Consider the following 16,532-nt stretch of genomic DNA (forward strand, 5'->3'; position numbering starts at 1 on the left):
ATCACGTTCGGTGGATGTGGTCACAGTCCGGGTACGAGTCCGACCATCAGTGCGACGCACCCTTAACATCCCGTGCATGACGGTGCCATCCGAGAGCCTCGACCCGGCCGCTGGATTCCCACCGGCCACGCCGGACGACTGGCGACGGCTCGCGCTCGGCGTCCTGCGCAAGTCGGGCGCCGCAGGCCCGGACACCCCGGCCGGATCCGTGGACGAACTGCTGGCCACCACCACCTACGACGGCATCCGGGTCGCCCCGCTGCACACCCGGCCGGCGGCCCCACCGGACGTCGGGGTGCCCGGGACGGCACCGTACGTGCGCGGGGCCCAGGCCCGACGCGACGGCGGCGGCGCGGGCGGCACCGACCCGGCCGAGACGGTGGCCGGCTGGGACGTCCGGCAGCGGTACGCCGACCCGGATCCGAAGGCGGTCCGCGAGGCGGTGCTGACCGACCTCGCCAACGGTTGCACCTCGGTCTGGATCGACCTGACCGCCGGTGGCCTGCACCCGTCCGACCTGCCGGAGGTGCTCGACGGGGTCCACCTCGAGCTGGCCCCAGTGGTGCTTGACGCCGGCGCGGTCAGCGTCGCCGCGGCCAAGGCGCTGCTCACGCTCGCCGACGACCGGGGCGTCGAACGCGGCGCTCTGGCCGGCTGTCTGGGCGCCGACCCGCTCGGCTGGCAGGCCCGCACCGGCCAGGCCGGTGACCTCGCGCAGCTCGGCGTCCTCGCCGGGTACGCCGCCCGGTCACCGGGCCTGCGCGCGGTCACTGTGGACGCCACCGCGTACCACGACGCGGGCGGTAGCGACGCCCAAGAGATCGGCTGTGCCCTGGCCACCGGGCTGGCCTATCTCCGGGCCCTCACCGACGCCGGGCTCGACCTGCCGGCCGCCTTCGGGCAGCTGGAGTTCCGCTTCGCCGCCACCACCGACCAGTTCGCCACCATCGCCAAGCTGCGCGCCGCCCGGCAGGCCTGGGCCCGCGTCGGGCAGCTCTGCGGCGTACCCGAGGCGGGTCGGCAGCGGCAGCACGCGGTCACCTCCGCAGCGATGATGACCGCCCGGGACCCGTGGGTGAACATGCTGCGCACCACAGTGGCCTGCTTCGCGGCCGGGGTCGGCGGGGCGGACGCGGTCACCGTCGCGCCGTTCGACGCCCGGCTGGGGCTGCCGGACGGCTTCGCCCGGCGGATCGCCCGCAACACCCAGTCGGTGCTGCTCGCCGAGACTCACCTCGGTCGGGTACTGGACCCGGCCGGCGGGTCCTGGTACGTCGAACAGATCACTTCGGATCTGGCGGCGACCGCCTGGGACTGGTTCACCGAGATCGAGCGGGTCGGCGGTGCCGCCGCCGCGCTGTCCGCCGGGCTGATCGCCGACCGGATCGACGCGACCTGGCAACGTCGGGCCGGCAATCTGGCGCACCGACGGGACCCGGTGACCGGGGTCAGCGAGTTCCCCAATCTGGACGAGCGGCTGCCCGCCCGTACCCCGGCGCCCGTAACGCCCGGCGGAGGCCTGCCGCGACGGTTCCACGCCGGGGGGTTCGAGGCTCGGCGGGACCGGGCCGACGCGTACCTGGCGGCCACCGGCGCCCGGCCGAGCGTCTTCCTGGCCACCCTGGGGCCACTCGCGGCGCACAGCGCCCGCGCCGGGTTCGCCGGCAACCTCTTCGCCGCCGGTGGGATCGCCACCACCCGGGGTGGCGACCCGGCCGACGACCCGGCGGCGATCGCCGCCGCCTTCGCCGCCGATCCGTCCACCGTGGCCTGCATCTGCGGCACCGACGCCAGCTACCCGGCGGCCGCAGCGCCGCTGGCCGCCGCGCTGACCGCCGCCGGGGCCCGGCGGGTCTGGCTGGCCGGCCGGCCAGCCGGCCACGACCACGTCGACGGCTACCTATACACCGGCTGCGACGCGATGGCCGTCCTCGACGCCACGTTCGACGACCTGGAGGTCCCCCGATGATCCCGGACTTCTCGCAGGCCACACTGCTGCCGCAGGACGGTCGGTGCGGCGACGGCGGGCCGGCCGCGGCGTCGGGTGCGCAGCCGCCCGGTCCGACCTGGCACACGCCGGAGGGGATCGAGGTCGCGCCGCTGTACACCGCGGCGGACACCGCCGACCTGACCTTCCTCGACACGGTGCCCGGCGTCCCGCCGTACCTGCGCGGACCGTACCCGACGATGTACACCACCCAGCCGTGGACGATTCGCCAGTACGCCGGGTTCTCCACCGCCGAGGAGTCCAACGCCTTCTACCGGCGCAACCTGGCCGCCGGGCAAAAGGGCCTGTCCATCGCCTTCGACCTGGCCACCCACCGGGGGTACGACTCCGACCACCCCCGGGTCGCCGGGGACGTGGGGATGGCCGGGGTCGCGGTGGACTCCATCTACGACATGCGGCAGCTGTTCGACGGCATCCCGCTGGACCGGATGAGCGTGTCGATGACCATGAACGGTGCGGTGCTGCCGGTCCTGGCGTTGTACATCGTCGCCGCCGAGGAGCAGGGCGTACCGCCGGAGAAACTCACCGGGACCATCCAGAACGACATCCTCAAGGAGTTCATGGTCCGCAACACCTACATCTACCCGCCGGGGCCGTCGATGCGGATCATCTCCGACATCTTCGCCTACACCTCGGCACGGATGCCCCGGTTCAACTCGATCTCCATCTCCGGCTACCACATCCAGGAGGCCGGGGCGACCGCCGATCTGGAGCTGGCGTACACCCTCGCCGACGGCGTCGAGTACCTGCGGGCCGGGCAGACCGCCGGGCTGGCAGTGGACACCTTCGCGCCCCGGCTGTCGTTCTTCTGGGCGATCGGGATGAACTTCTTCATGGAGGTCGCCAAGTTGCGGGCCGCCCGGCTGCTGTGGGCCCGGCTGGTCCGCGACTCCGGCGCCACCAACCCGAAGTCGTTGAGTCTGCGCACCCACTGCCAGACCTCCGGCTGGTCGCTGACCGCGCAGGACGTGTTCACCAACGTGGTCCGCACCTGCGTCGAGGCGATGGCGGCCACCCAGGGGCACACCCAGTCGCTGCACACCAACGCGTTGGACGAGGCACTGGCCCTGCCCACCGATTTCTCCGCGAGGATCGCCCGCAACACCCAGTTGCTGCTGGCCCAGGAGTCCGGGACCAACCGGGTGATCGACCCGTGGGGCGGCAGCTACTACCTGGAGCGGCTCACCCACGACCTGGCGCACCGGGCGTGGCAGCACATCCAGGAGGTGGAGGCCGCCGGTGGCATGGCACGGGCAATCGACGAAGGGCTGCCCAAGCTGCGGATCGAGGAGGCCGCCGCCCGCGCCCAGGCCCGAATCGACTCCGGTCGCCAGCCGGTGATCGGCGTCAACCGGTTCCGGCCGGACGCCGACGAGCCGATCGAGGTGCTCAAGGTCGACAACACCGCGGTACGGGCCGCGCAGCTGGACAAGCTGCGGCGGCTGCGCGCCGAGCGGGACGGGCCGGCGTGCGACGCGGCGCTGGCGGCGCTGACCCGCGCCGCCGACGCCGGACCCGACGCCGGCGGTGACGGGCTGTCCGGCAACCTGCTCGCGTTGGCGGTCGACGCCGCGCGGGCCGGTGCCACCGTCGGGGAGATCTCCACCGCGCTGGAGCAGGTGTACGGCCGGCACGCCGCGCAGATCCGTACCATCAGCGGGGTGTACCGACAGGAGGCGGGCGCGGTGGCCGGGATCGACCGTGCCCGGGCCGCAACCGACGCGTTCGCCGTCGCCGAGGGACGCCGGCCCCGGATCCTGGTCGCGAAGATGGGCCAGGACGGGCACGACCGGGGGCAGAAGGTGGTCGCCACCGCCTTCGCCGACCTGGGCTTCGACGTCGACGTGGGTCCGCTGTTCCAGACCCCGGCCGAGGTCGCCCGGCAGGCCGTCGAGGCCGACGTGCACCTGGTCGGCGTCAACTCCCTCGCCGCCGGTCACCTGACCCTGGTGCCGGCGCTGCGCGATGAACTGGCTGCCCTCGACCGGGACGACATCATGGTGATCGTCGGCGGGGTGGTGCCGCCGCAGGACTTCGACGCGCTGCGCGCCGCCGGTGCGGCGGCGATTTTCCCACCCGGCACGGTGCTGGCCGACGCCGCGGTGGACCTGCTCGCCGAGCTGTCCCATCGGCTGGGGCACGACACCGCCGAGGCCGGATGACCGGCGTACGGCGCGGGCTGCCCCCGGTGGCCGACTATGTCGCCGGGGTACGGGCGGCGGCACCCGCATGGCTGGCCCGGGCGATCACCCTGGTCGAGTCGACCCGGCCCGACCACCGGACGCACGCCCAGCACTTGCTGGTCGCGCTGACACCGTACGCCGGGCTGGCCCGGCGGGTCGGGGTGACCGGCGTCCCCGGGGTCGGCAAGTCCACCTTCATCGACGCGCTCGGGTCCCGGCTGACCGGCGACGGGCACCGGGTCGCGGTGCTGGCCGTCGACCCGTCGTCGGCCCGCAGCGGCGGCAGCATCCTCGGTGACAAGACCCGGATGGCTCGGCTGGCCGCCGACCCGGCCGCGTTCGTCCGCCCCTCGCCGACCGCCGGCACGCTCGGCGGGGTGGCCCGCGCCACCCGGGAAGCGATGGTGGTGGTGGAGGCCGCTGGCTACGACGTGGTGCTGGTGGAGACCGTCGGGGTGGGACAGTCCGAGACCACCGTTGCCGAGATGGTCGACACGTTCCTGCTGCTTACCCTGGCCCGCACCGGTGACCAGTTGCAGGGCATCAAGAAGGGTGTGCTGGAGCTCGCCGACGTCGTGGTGGTCAACAAGGCCGACGGCGCGCACGCGGCGGAGGCCCGTTCCGCCGCACGTGAGCTGGCCGGGGCGTTACGGATGCTACGCGGCGGGCACGACGACTGGGCCGTCCCGGTGCTCACCGCCAGCGGCCGGGACGGGACCGGGCTGGCCGAGGTGTGGCAGCAGGTGACCGCCCACCAGGACCGGCGGCGGGCCAGCGGTGAGCTGGACCGGCACCGCCGGCAGCAGCAGCTGCGCTGGGTCTGGGCGATGGTGCGCGACGGGTTGCTGGACCAGTTGCGCGGGCATCCGGCGGTGGTCGCGCTGACCCCGCAGACCGAGAAACGGGTGCTCGCCGGGGAAATCACCCCCGCGCAGGCTGCGGCGCAGTTGCTGGCGGCGTTCACCGGCCCGGCCGACGGCGGCACCGACCGGTCGAGCGGCCAAGGCTGACCGGCAGCTGACCAGCCCGGGCGACCGGACGCTGATCAGCCCGGCTGCGGGCCGGGCAGGATCCGGCGCAGCTGGCCGGGCACCGCCAGGCGGCGACGCCACTCCCGGGGGTAGCCGACCGACACCTCCTCGAAGCGCACGCCGTCGTAGACGGTGGTGCGCGGGATGTGCAGGTGGCCGTAGACCATCACCGCCGCCCGGTACCGCAGGTGCCAGTCGGCGGTCCGGTCGGTGCCGCACCACATGGCGAACTCCGGGTAGCGCAGCACGTCCATCGGTGTCCGGACCAGCGGGTAGTGGTTGATCAGGACGGTGGGCAGTTGCGGTCCCAACTCGGCGAGACGCTCTTCGGTCTCCGCCAGCCGTCGCCAGCACCACTGCTCCCGGGTCGGGAACGGGTCCGGATGCAGCATCGCCTCGTCGGTGCAGACGATGCCGGTGCGGTGTGCGTACGCGAGCCCTTCCGCCTTGGTGCTGGTGCCCGGCGGCAGGAAGCTGTAGTCGTACAGGGTGAACAACGGTGCCACCGCCGCCGGTCCGCCGGCACCGGACCAGATCAGGTACGGGTCCTCCGGGGTCCGCACGTCGAGCGACCGGCAGAGGTCCACCAGGTGCGCGTAGCGCTCCACGCCGCGCAGCTGTACCGGGTCGTGCGCGGTGGTCCACAGTTCGTGGTTGCCCGGCGACCAGATCACCTCGGCGAACCGCTCGCGCAGCGTGGCCAGCGCCCACCGCACGTCGGCGATCGTCTCGGCGACGTCGCCGGCGACGATCAGCCAGTCCTGCGGCGCCGGCGCCGCCAGGTCGGCGACGATCTGGCGGTTCTCCGGGTACGCGATGTGCAGATCGCTGATCGCCCACAGCGTCGGGGCCGTCCCCGTGGCCTCCCCGTCGCCGCCGGTCTGCCGTACCGTCACCGTGGCCGCCCTCCCGTCCGCGTTCCGTGTCCGGTCCACCGGTGTCGATCATCCGGTACGCGGCCGCCGAGCGGTAGCCCGCCTGCCGATCGATGTCGGCGGGGGTCACCCCGGCCCGGGGCCGCCACCACGACCGGCGACACCCGCGCTGGCCGCCACCACCCGGTTCTCGCCGCGCAGCCGGACGTCAGGCGCCGGCTCGCCGGCCCGGGCCGCCCCGGACCGTTCGGGTGTCTCGTCGCCGTCGGTCCGGCGGTCACCGCGGCCGACCAGATGCAGCCGGCCGTCCTCGTCGAAGCGGCCCAGGTCCCCGCTGCGGTATAGCAGGTCACCCGGGATCTCCGGAAACGGGTTGGCAACGTACCCAGCGGCGGCGCGCCACGGCGTGCCGTGCCGGCCGGCGCCGACACCCGCCCCGCCGATCAGGATGGCGCCGGTGGCACCGGGCGGTAGCAGCCGCAGCCGGTCGTCGGCGACGAGCAGGTGGCAGTTGTCGACCGGCTGGCCGACCGGGATGGCGTCGCCGTCGGTCTCACCCACCCGGTGGTAGGCGACGGCGACCGTCCCGACCGGGCCGTACCCGGTGCTGACCTCGACCTGCGGCAGCAGGCGTCGCAGTCGGCGGGCACTGGCCGGCCGCAGCCCCGGACCCGGCACCACGACATGGCGCAGACTGGCGAGACGCCCGGCGACCGCGGCGTCCCGCTCGATCGCCGCCACCATCGTGTCGAACGTGTCCGGCTCCGTGTCGATCATCGTCACCTGCTCGGCCGCGATGACGGCGACCATGGTGGACAGATCCGGCCGGCCGGAGCCGGGGGACGCCAGCACCAGCCGCCCGCCGGTGGTCAACGGCCAGATGAGGTTGCCGACCGACGGAGCGGGCCCGGGGCCGCCCGGCAGCACGACCTCACCGCCGGTGGCGGCGAAGAAGCGGGTCATGAAGTGCACCCGGTCCGTCAGGGCGACATGCCGACTGACGGTGCAGCGCGGTACCCCGTCCGCGTCGGCGGTGACCAGCGCGTGCGCCAGGTCGTCGGGCGTCGCCGCCGGTTCCGGGCGCCGGCGGGATGAGGGGACCTGACCCGGCCGTACGTCGATCACGCGGGCGCCGGACAGCGCTGGGTCCCCGGACGGCGCGGCGGCGAGCACAGGCGCACCGGGTACCGATGCCAGCACAGGCCGCAGCCTGGCCGGTGACCAGCGTGGATCGATGGTGACATGGACGGCCCCGATCTTGAGCAGCGCGAGACTGGCCACCGGCAGCGCCGGGCCGGCGGCGAGCAGTACCGGCACCGGGTCGCCGGGCCGGACGCCGACGTCGGCCAGGGTCGCAGCCAGTCCGTTGGCGGCGTCGTCCAGTTCACGGTAGGTGAGGCGGCCTCCCGCGCCACTGACCGCGACCCGCTGGGGATGCCGGTCCACCGCCTGCTCGACCAGCAGGTGCAGCGGACGGAACGGCCCGCGGTCCACCCGACGACCGGCGTACCGGTCGAGCAACAGGTCACGCGAGGTACCGCTGACGCCGGCGGTACGCCAGCTGGCCTGGCCGGGTTCGTCGACCAGCTCGCGCAGCACCTCCGCGTACAGCTCGGCGACCGCCGGCAGGCAGCGCCGCCACGGGTCCCCGCCGGGGCAGCTGGCGTGGATGGTCAGGTGGTTCGCGGTGACCCGCCAGTCGATGCGGGCCGTGGGTGGGCCGGGCGGAGCCGCCACCCCGGTGGTCGCCCGCACCAGCAGGGCGTCCCGCCGCTCCGGCAGCAGATCCACCGGGCGCAGCCGCCGGGACAGCCAGGAGCGGACCGCCGGTCCAGCCAGATGGCGCAGCTGCTCAGGGGGGTCGATCAGGTCGAGGCCGAGCGTCGCCGTGGTCGACCGGATCGGCACCGGCCGGTCCAACCGGGCCGCGGTCTCCAGCGCGGCGAGCGCTCCGAAGACGACCGCCTGGGCTTCGTCGATCGACGTCCGGGCGCCGACACAGGACGTGCGGTAGGTCGCCACGGTCGGGGCCACCCGGGTGGATGCCGCCGTCCCGTCGCCGGCCTGGACACGTTCGGATGCCATTCCGCTGTCCTCCCCTGGCGACGGCGCGCCGCCGATCGACACGACCACAAACTCACCGCGATCGGACCATCACCCAGAGAGGCTATGTCAAATAGGCAGAGGTGGAAACATCTAACTTTGCGTGACGACTATTTCCGACAACAGGTACTCCCGCTCCCCTACGCCGCATAGTTCCTATGCGGCACATGCCGGAAAGGCGGTGGGGCACCGTGCCGACCTTCCGGTTCGGCCTCACGGCACCCCACCGACCGACGCGAATACTCCCGCTCGGTGGCTAATGCCGGCTTTCAGTGGGTCGGGAAGTCGTCCGCACTGCGAATCCGTTCCCGAATCCAGACACCTGCCTCCTTGAGCGGGGCGGTACCGGCGTAGGAGCCGCTGCCGCACACCCCGGTTCGGAAGACCGCCCCGGACCGGAAGTCGTCGGAATAGTTCCAGTTCACCCAGCTGATTTTGCGCGATTCCAGCAGGTCGATCCACAACTGGGCGTTGACCAGATCGTTGGCCCCGTCTCCGGTGTAGGTCTGGACGCCGAATTCGGTGACGAACATCGGTAGCTGATCCGCCGCCCGCGACAGCGCCGAGCGGTACGCGTCGTGATGCGAGCCGGCGTAGAAGTGGAAGGTGTACATGATGTTGGTCGCGTTCACCGGATTGGCGATGACCTCGGCCTCGCTGCCGCCTTCCGACACACCCAGCGACGACCAGGCCCGTGTGCCGACCAGCACGACGCCGTCCGGGTCGGCCGCCCTGATCACCGGGATGACCTGCTCGGCGTAGATCTTGATACCGGCCCAGTCGACCCCGTTCGGCTCATTGGCGATCTCGTAGAGCACGTTTGGCTTGCCGGCGTGCCGCTGGGCGATCTCAGCGAAGAAGGTCCTGGCCCGGTCCAGGTTGTAGTTTGGGTCACCCGGGGTCAGCAGGTGCCAGTCGACAATGGCGTACATGCCGCGGGCGGTCGCCTCGTCGATCAGTCCGTGCACCCGGTCGGTGAAGCCGCGCGGATCGGTCTCGTAGCCGTCCTCCTGGATGTACATCGAGATCCGCAGGACGTCGGCCCGCCAGTCGGTGGCGAGCGTGTCCAGCGAGGTGTCGTCGAGGCAGTGGGCGTACCACTGCAGTCCGTGCGTGCTCATGCCGCGCAACTGGATCGGGCGGCCGTGCTGGTTGCACAGGTTGACTCCGCAGACCCGCAACTGACCGTTGATCGCGACCGGCGTGGTGCCGGTCGGCGGAGCCGTCGTCGGCGGCGGGGTGGTCGGCGGTGGCGTGGTCGGAGCCACAGTGGTCGGCGGTGGGGTGGTCGGAGCCGGTCCACCCGCGCAGTCGGCCCCGTTGACCGTACAGTTGCCGGGTGTGCCGCTGCCGACGACGATGAACCCGAACGTCGTGCTGCCGCCGGCCGCGATGGTGCCGTTCCAGCTGGCGTTGTCGAACGTGTACCGGTTGCCGACGGCGGCCGACCGCGCGTTCCACGACGAACTGATCCGGCTGCCGGTCGGCAGGTCGAAGCCCACCTGCCAGGAGGTGATGGTGCCGGCCGTGTCGTTGGTGACGGTGAACCGGCCCTCGTAGCCGCTGCCCCAGTCGTTGACCTTCACGAAGGCCGCGGTGGCGGCACTGGCCGACGGTGCGAGCAGGGCCACCGCCCCGACGACGGCCGCCGCGAGCCCTCCGGCCGCGACGACGAAACTCCAACGGCGCACGACGCCCTCCCTCAGGTCAGCGGGCACAACACATCGACGTGCGACGTTAAACAAGATTCTCAGTAGGGTCAACCGACAAGGTGGGACCACCGGTCCAGCTGTCCCACAGCCGCCGGTAGTCGCTGCCGGCGGCGATCAGCTCGTCGTGCGTACCCGAGGCCACGACCCGGCCGGCGTCGAGCACCACGATCCGGTCGGCCCGCCGGGCCTGGGTGAGCCGGTGCGCGACGATCAGAGTCGTCCGACCGGCGGTCGCGGCGAACGCGGCCCGTTCCAGGTCCCGCGCGCCGGCGCTGCCCGCCTCCGCCGTCGCCTCGTCGAGGATCGCCACGTCCGGATCGGCCAGCACCAACCGGGCCAGAGCGAGCTGCTGCGCCTGAGCGGCGGTCGGCTGGTGACCGCCCTCACCGACTACGCTGTCGACGCCGTCGGGCAATGCCCGGACCCAACCGAGCGCGCCCACCGTGGCCAGCGCATCGGTGATCTCGTCGGTGGTGGCGTCGGCGCGGGCCAGCCGCAGATCCTCGGTCAACGGACCGGCGAACACGTGCACGTCCTGACTGACCAGCGCGATCCGACCGGCGAGCCCCGGGTGACCGGCACGATCCGGCCCGGCGACCGGCACCCCGCCGAGCCGGACCGTGCCCGCGGTCGGCCGGAGCAGCCCGGCGACCACGCCGGCCAGGGTGCTCTTGCCCGCGCCGCTGACCCCGACCAGCGCCACCCGTTGCCCCGGCTCGACCCGCAGCGTCACGTCGCACAGCACCAACGGGCCGTCGTCGTACCGGTGGCTGACGCCGTCGATCTCGAGCCCGGTGTCGGCTGACACGACCGGCCCGGTCACGGCCGGTGCCGGGGGCAGATCGGCCACCCCCACCAGGCGCGCCAGGCTGGCCCCGGCCTGCTGGACCTGGTCGAACTCGGCGACCAGCGCGCCGAGAGGATTGAACAGCCGGTGGAAGTACAGCGCAGCGGCCGTGGTAGCCCCGACCGTCACCAGGTCCGCCCGCACCAACAGGAAGCCGACCACCAGCACCGAGGTCAGACCGACGCACTCGGCCCGGTTGAGCCGGGAGCCGAACCGGGTGAACATCCGCAGCACGGACACCGACAGGTCGCGCGACGCCGCCGAGCGCTGCTCGATCGCGGCGAGGTGTGCCGCCTCCAGCCGGTACGCGCGGACCGTCGCCGCGCCGCGCAACGCGCCGATCATCGCCTCGGACCGTTCCCCGGTGACCACCCGTTCCCGCGCGTAGTTCGGCCCGGAGCGGGGCAGGTACCAGCGCAACGCGAGCAGGTACATCGGCACCGCGGTCAACCCGGCCAGGCCAAGCCGCCAGTCCAGCGCGAACAGTCCGGCGATGGTGAGCCCGACGGTCAGCAGCGCGGACACCAGCACCGGCGCGGTGTCGGTGATGACCCGGGTCACCACCGACACGTCGTCACCGACCCGGGCCAGCAGGTCGCCGGTGCCGGTGCGGTCCAGCGTCCGGCCGGGCAGGTGCAGGGCCCGGTCGAGCACCCGTTCGCGCAACCGGGCCAGCACGGTCTCGCCGGTCCGGGCGACCAGCGCGGCGCCTAGACCGGTCAGTACGGCGCCGACCGTGGCCGCGAGCACGATCAGCACCACCGAACGGACCACCTGCCCGGTGCCGGTGCCGGCCCGGATGTCGTCGACCATGACGCCGAGCACCCAGGGCGCGACCAGCCCAGAGGCGCTGGCCGCCAGGACGGTCACCAGCGCGGATCCGCTCAGCGCACCGGCGCGGCGCAGCTGCCCGCCGAGCACCGCCCAGGTGCGCCCGCCGGTGGCGGTCGGCAGCCGGTCGCGGGCGCGGCCGGTCATCGCAGCACCGCCGCGCGGTAGGTCGGATCGGTCCGAACGAGATCGTGGTGCGGCGCGGTGCCCACCACCCGACCAGCGGCCAGGACGCAGACCCGGTCGGCCCGGCTGAGCAGCGCCGGGCTGCTGGTCACCACCAGGGTGGCCGGGGCCTCGGCCGGGACGGTCGGATCCACCGTACGACCGCCGTGGCGGGCCGCTCGCAGACCGGCCGCCAGCCGTTCCTCGGTGGTCGCGTCGACCGCCGTCGTCGGGTCGTGCAGCACCAGGATCGGCGGGTCGGCGGCCAGCGCCCGGGCCAGCCCGATCCGCTGTCGCTGGCCGCCGGAGAGACTGGCGCCCCGGTCGGTGACCGGATGGTCGAGCCCGGCGTGATGCGCCGCGACGATGTCGTCCGCGCACGCCGCGCCGATCGCAGCAGGCAACGGATCCGCTGCCTGGCCGGGTCGGATCAGCAGGTTACTGCGTAGCGTGCCGGCGAACAGCGCCGTGTCGTGCGGTTCGACCAGGACCCGTTCGCGCAGGCCGTCGAGGGTCAGCTCAGCGACCGGTACGCCGTCCACCGCCACCGATCCCCGATGGTCGTCGGCGGCGACGGCGCCGCGCAGCAGGTCGAGCAGCGCTTCGGCGTCGCGCGGCTCGTACGCCACCACTGCGAGCAGCTCCCCCGCTGCCAGCCGCAGATCGACGTCGCGCAGCGAGCGGTAGCTGACCGCGGTCAGAGCCAGGCGCGCCGGCTGCGGCCGGGGCGCCGGACGCTGACCGGGCAGCACGGCGGGCGGCGCGGCGAGCACCCGGGCGACCCGTTCGGCCGAGGCCCGCGCGGCGGCGGCGAGCTGGCCACAGAAGCCGAGTACACGGACCGGCTCGGCGATGAACTGAGCCAGACCAACCACGGTGATGAACTCACCGACGCCGATCCGGCCCCGGACCGCCATCACGCCGGCCGCGCCAGCGACGCCGGCCAGGAGCAGCCCGCTGGCGCCAGCGGTGACTCCCTGGTAGACGCCGGCCATGGTGGTCGCCCGCAGGGTCACCTGGAGGGTGTGCCGGCTCGACTCGCGGTAGCGCCGGGCCGCGTTGCGCTGCGCGCCGAACCCGCGCAGCGCGCGTAGCCCGTCGACCAGGTCGGTGGCGAGCGCGGTGGTCGCCCCGGCGGCGGCCTGCTGCGCGCCGGTACGTCGGGTGACCACTGGGGCGAGCGCCTGCAGGGCCAGCACCAGCGCCGGCACGCCGAGCAGGACACCAAGGCCGAGCGGCACGTCGATGGTGAGCAGGACCACGGACGAGACCGCCAGCGCCGCCACGGCGGCGACGGCGACCGTGGCGGCCCGGATGATCAACGCGGTCCGTTCGGCGTCGGCGGCGGCGATGGCGAGCAGCTCGCCGGAGCGAAGCCCGGTGCGGTGCCCGCGTGGGTCGAGTGCCCGCCCGGCGACCTCCACCCGGAGCCGGTGGGTCTCCCGGTGGATCGCGGTCTCGGTCAGCCGGGCACCGAACCGCCAGGCGAAGGTAAGGACGGTGAACAGAGCGGCCAGTCCGGCCACCGAGACCGCGAGCGCGGTCCAGTCGCCGGTCGCGACGGCCTGCTCGACGATCAGTCCGATGGCCAGCGGTACCGCCGCTTCGGCCGCCTGGTGCAGACTGAGCAGTACGACGCCGGCGGTGAGCCGGCCGCGGTGCCGGCGCAGGGTGCGCCGCAGCAGCCGGGCCGCGGTCAGCGGGGCGGGACGGGGTACGGGCACGGCGGGTCTCTCTCCGGCGGGGTCGGTGACGGGCCGGCTCACCGACCGGCTACCGGTGAGCCGAGGCTAACCTAAGCCGCGACCGGGCTCCATCGTCGATCACCGGCACCGGACATGACAGTCGCCACGTTGGGGTGACATCCGGTCCACCATGAGATAGGTTACTCTCAGATTGAGTAGTTCTTGATCAGAGACTTTCTAGTAACGAGAAGGACCGCGATGTCGGAGGCCGAGTTCCTCGCCAGCTACGACCCCCGGGCGTTCCCGCCGGTCGCCGTGACCGTCGACGTGGTGGCGCTGACCATCCGCGACGCACAGCTGCACGTGCTGCTCGTGCGGCGGGGCGCGCCGCCGCACGAAGGGGCCTGGGCGCTACCCGGCGGCTTCGTCCAGCCCAACGAGGACCTGCCCACCGCCGCCGCCCGGGAGCTGGCCGAGGAGACCGGGCTGGACACCCGGCCCGGCCGGGCCGCCGCGATGGACCGGGTGCATCTGGAGCAGCTGGCCAGCTACGGCGCACCCGAGCGGGACCCACGGATGCGGGTGGTCTCCGTGGCGTACCTCGCCTTCGCGCCCGAGCTGCCCCACCCGGCGGCCGGCAGCGACGCCGCCGCCGCGGCCTGGGTGCCGGTGGACGCGCTCGGCCTACCCGAACGGGCCGACCCCGACCGGCCGGTGCGGCAACGACCCGGCACCAGCCGGCGACTCGCCTTCGACCACGCCCGGATCGTCGTCGACGGCCTGGACCGGGCCCGCGCCAAGCTCGAGTACACCCCACTGGCCACCCGGTTCGTCGGCGACGAGTTCACCGTCAGCGAGCTGCGCAGCGTCTACCAGACCGTCTGGGGTGTCGAACTGCACGCCGGCAACTTCCACCGCAAGGTGCTCTCCGTACCCGGCTTCCTGGAAAGCGTCGGCGCCACCACCGAACGCGGTGGCCCGCGCGGCGGACCCCGCTCGCGCATCTACCGGGCCGGCGACGCCCGGCTGCTGCACCCGGCGCTGCTGCGACCCGCCCGGGAGGAGGAGGTCAGATGACCGTGACCGAGGCGATCAAACTCGTCCTGACCGCGCACCACCCGGCCGAGGTCTTCGGCACCGACCAGACGACTCGGCGCTACCACCAGCTGGCCCGGCTGCTGCACCCGGACACCGCCGGGGCGGCCACACCCGACCCGCGCGCCACCGCCGCGTTCATGCAGCTGACCGAGCTGTGGCGGGAGCACCTCGCCGACGGCCGGGACACCGTCACCATCGACACCGGTCGGCACCGGTACGTCGTGGACCGGACTGCCCGCTACACCGGCGACCTCGCCGACCTGTACCGGCACGGCGACGACCAACTGGTGAAGGTGCCCCGGGATCCGGCCAACAACGACCTGATCGCCCGGGAGGCGACCGCGCTGACCCGGCTCGCCGAGCGGGGCGACGCCCGCTACCTGCCGTACGTGCCCCGGGTGGTGGACGAGTTCCGGCACCGCGACACCGGCACCGGCGCCGTCCGGCAGGTCACCGCGCTGGGCACCGCCGCCGGGCTGCGCAGCCTCGCCGAGGTCCGTCGGGCGTACCCCGACGGGGTCGACGCCCGGGACGCGGCCTGGATGTGGCGGCGGCTGCTGGTCGCGCTCGGCTTCGCCCACCGCGCCGGGCTGGTCCACGGCGCGGTGCTACCCGACCACGTCCTCATCGAGCCCGACCAGCACGGCGTGGTGCTGGTCGACTGGTGCTACGCCAGCATCGACGGCACGCCGGTGCCGGCGCTGGTCCCGGCGTACGCCGACTGGTACCCCGACGAAATCCGCCGACGCCGCAGCCCCGGCCCCGGAACCGACCTCGCGATGGCCGCCCGCTGCCTCGACTGGCTGACCGGCGATCAGGCACCGGAGCCGATGCGCCGGTTCACCGACGGCTGCCAGCTGGCCGCGCTACGGCAGCGGCCCGACGACGCGTGGCGGCTGCTCGCCGAATTCGACGACCTGCTCGAACGGCTTTGGGGCCGCCGCCGGTTCCGGCCATTCACCATCCCCGACCCCAACCACCGTTAAGAATCACCCGCTTCGAAGGAGGCCCGACATGGGCAGTGGAGCCTGGTCGACCGACGTCTACCGCGCAGCCAGCGCCTACCGCAAGGCCACCGGCGCCAGCGCGTTCGCCTACAGCGACGGCGGTGCCCGCACCGTCCACCCGACCCTCGACCCGTGCGGCGTCGCCGCCCGGGAGAGCCGCGACTCGACCGAACACCCTCAGTCGCTGGCCGTCGCCGTCCTGTTCGACGTCACCGGATCGATGGGCGGCGTGCCCCGGACGCTGCAGCAGAAGCTGCCGCAACTGCTCGGCCTGCTGCTGCGCAAGGGCTACGTCACCGATCCGCAGATCCTGTTCGGTGCGATCGGCGACGCCACCTGCGACCGGGTGCCGCTGCAGATCGGCCAGTTCGAGTCGGACAACCGGATGGACGAGCACCTGGGCAACATCGTGCTCGAAGGCGGTGGCGGCGGGCAGATGATGGAGTCGTACGAGCTCGCCATGTACTTCATGGCCCGGCACACGTCGATCGACTGCCACGAGCGGCGCGGCAAGCGCGGCTACCTGTTCGTCATCGGCGACGAGATGGCGTACCCGAAGGTCAAGGCCCGCGAGGTCCGGAAATTCATCGGGGACGACCTCGACGAGGACGTCCCGCTGCGCGCCGTCGTCGACGAGGTCCGCCGCCGGTGGGACACCTACTACCTGATGCCGGCCGGCAGCCACTACGCCGGCAACCGCCGCATCCTCGACTTCTGGCGGACCCTGCTCGGGCAGAACGCGGTCGAACTCGACGACCTGGACGCGGTCTGCGAGACCATCGCCACCACCGTGGCGCTCGGCGAAGAGGCCTGCGACCTCGACACCGCCCTGGCCGACCTGCGCGACGTCGGTGCCGGCGACGCCGCCGGCACCGTGTCGCGGGCCCTCGCCCGGATCGGCACCGACCGCACCCCGGCGGTACGCGGCACCCTGCCGGCCACCTCGGGCCACGCCGACCGGGTGATCCGGCTGTGAATTGGGTGGCC

11 protein-coding genes are annotated in these 16,532 nt (G+C 73.3%); 6 read left to right on the top strand and 5 right to left on the bottom strand.

Annotated features, from left to right (window positions below; translation table 11 throughout):
• Positions 1-76 precede the first annotated feature (76 nt).
• The 3 genes from ACFHWU_RS20070 to meaB are packed head-to-tail and all read left to right on the top strand — an operon-like array spanning position 77 to position 5,201.
• Positions 77-1,969: a methylmalonyl-CoA mutase subunit beta gene (locus tag ACFHWU_RS20070; RefSeq protein WP_416591270.1), complete on the top strand. Its 1,893-nt coding sequence runs from the start codon at positions 77-79 to the stop codon at positions 1,967-1,969.
• On the top strand, positions 1,966-4,170 hold the full coding sequence (gene scpA, locus ACFHWU_RS20075; RefSeq protein ID WP_416568829.1) for a methylmalonyl-CoA mutase: 2,205 nt from the start codon (positions 1,966-1,968) through the stop codon (positions 4,168-4,170). Before ACFHWU_RS20070 ends, scpA begins: the two co-directional genes overlap by 4 nt.
• The gene (meaB, locus tag ACFHWU_RS20080; protein WP_416556401.1) at positions 4,167-5,201 is read left to right on the top strand and encodes a methylmalonyl Co-A mutase-associated GTPase MeaB; all 1,035 of its coding nucleotides are present in this window, start codon (positions 4,167-4,169) and stop codon (positions 5,199-5,201) included. The genes scpA and meaB overlap by 4 nt, the downstream gene beginning before the upstream one ends.
• Before the next feature lie 35 nt (positions 5,202-5,236).
• On the opposite strand, the gene ACFHWU_RS20085 is transcribed toward meaB, so the two are convergent.
• From ACFHWU_RS20085 to ACFHWU_RS20105, 5 genes are all read right to left on the bottom strand, one after another.
• Positions 5,237-6,118 carry a metallophosphoesterase family protein gene (locus ACFHWU_RS20085; RefSeq protein WP_416591287.1) on the bottom strand — a complete coding sequence of 294 codons (882 nt, stop codon included), beginning with the start codon at positions 6,116-6,118 and terminating at the stop codon, positions 5,237-5,239.
• Between the two features lie 105 nt (positions 6,119-6,223).
• Positions 6,224-8,182 carry an AMP-binding protein gene (locus ACFHWU_RS20090; protein ID WP_416591271.1) on the bottom strand — a complete coding sequence of 653 codons (1,959 nt, stop codon included), beginning with the start codon at positions 8,180-8,182 and terminating at the stop codon, positions 6,224-6,226.
• Between the two features lie 287 nt (positions 8,183-8,469).
• The gene (locus ACFHWU_RS20095; protein WP_416591272.1) at positions 8,470-9,891 is read right to left on the bottom strand and encodes a cellulase family glycosylhydrolase; all 1,422 of its coding nucleotides are present in this window, start codon (positions 9,889-9,891) and stop codon (positions 8,470-8,472) included.
• Between the two features lie 46 nt (positions 9,892-9,937).
• On the bottom strand, positions 9,938-11,737 hold the full coding sequence (locus ACFHWU_RS20100; RefSeq protein WP_416591273.1) for an ABC transporter ATP-binding protein: 1,800 nt from the start codon (positions 11,735-11,737) through the stop codon (positions 9,938-9,940).
• Complete coding sequence (locus ACFHWU_RS20105) at positions 11,734-13,479, bottom strand: ABC transporter transmembrane domain-containing protein (RefSeq protein ID WP_416568832.1); 1,746 nt, start codon at positions 13,477-13,479, stop codon at positions 11,734-11,736. Before ACFHWU_RS20105 ends, ACFHWU_RS20100 begins: the two co-directional genes overlap by 4 nt.
• Before the next feature lie 219 nt (positions 13,480-13,698).
• On the opposite strand from ACFHWU_RS20105, the gene ACFHWU_RS20110 reads away from it, so the two are divergent.
• The 3 genes from ACFHWU_RS20110 to ACFHWU_RS20120 are packed head-to-tail and all read left to right on the top strand — an operon-like array spanning position 13,699 to position 16,521.
• Entirely contained in the window at positions 13,699-14,517 is an 819-nt protein-coding gene (locus ACFHWU_RS20110; RefSeq protein WP_416556406.1) for an NUDIX hydrolase, read from the top strand.
• A complete protein-coding gene (locus tag ACFHWU_RS20115; RefSeq protein WP_416556408.1) occupies positions 14,514-15,524 on the top strand; it encodes a serine/threonine protein kinase in 1,011 nt (336 codons plus the stop codon). Before ACFHWU_RS20110 ends, ACFHWU_RS20115 begins: the two co-directional genes overlap by 4 nt.
• A 28-nt stretch (positions 15,525-15,552) precedes the next feature.
• Entirely contained in the window at positions 15,553-16,521 is a 969-nt protein-coding gene (locus tag ACFHWU_RS20120; protein WP_416591274.1) for a hypothetical protein, read from the top strand.
• The last annotated feature ends 11 nt before the right edge of the window (positions 16,522-16,532 follow it).

Origin of the sequence: Micromonospora sp. LOL_015, from assembly GCF_048060275.1 — a bacterium.
GTDB lineage: Bacteria > Actinomycetota > Actinomycetes > Mycobacteriales > Micromonosporaceae > Micromonospora_E.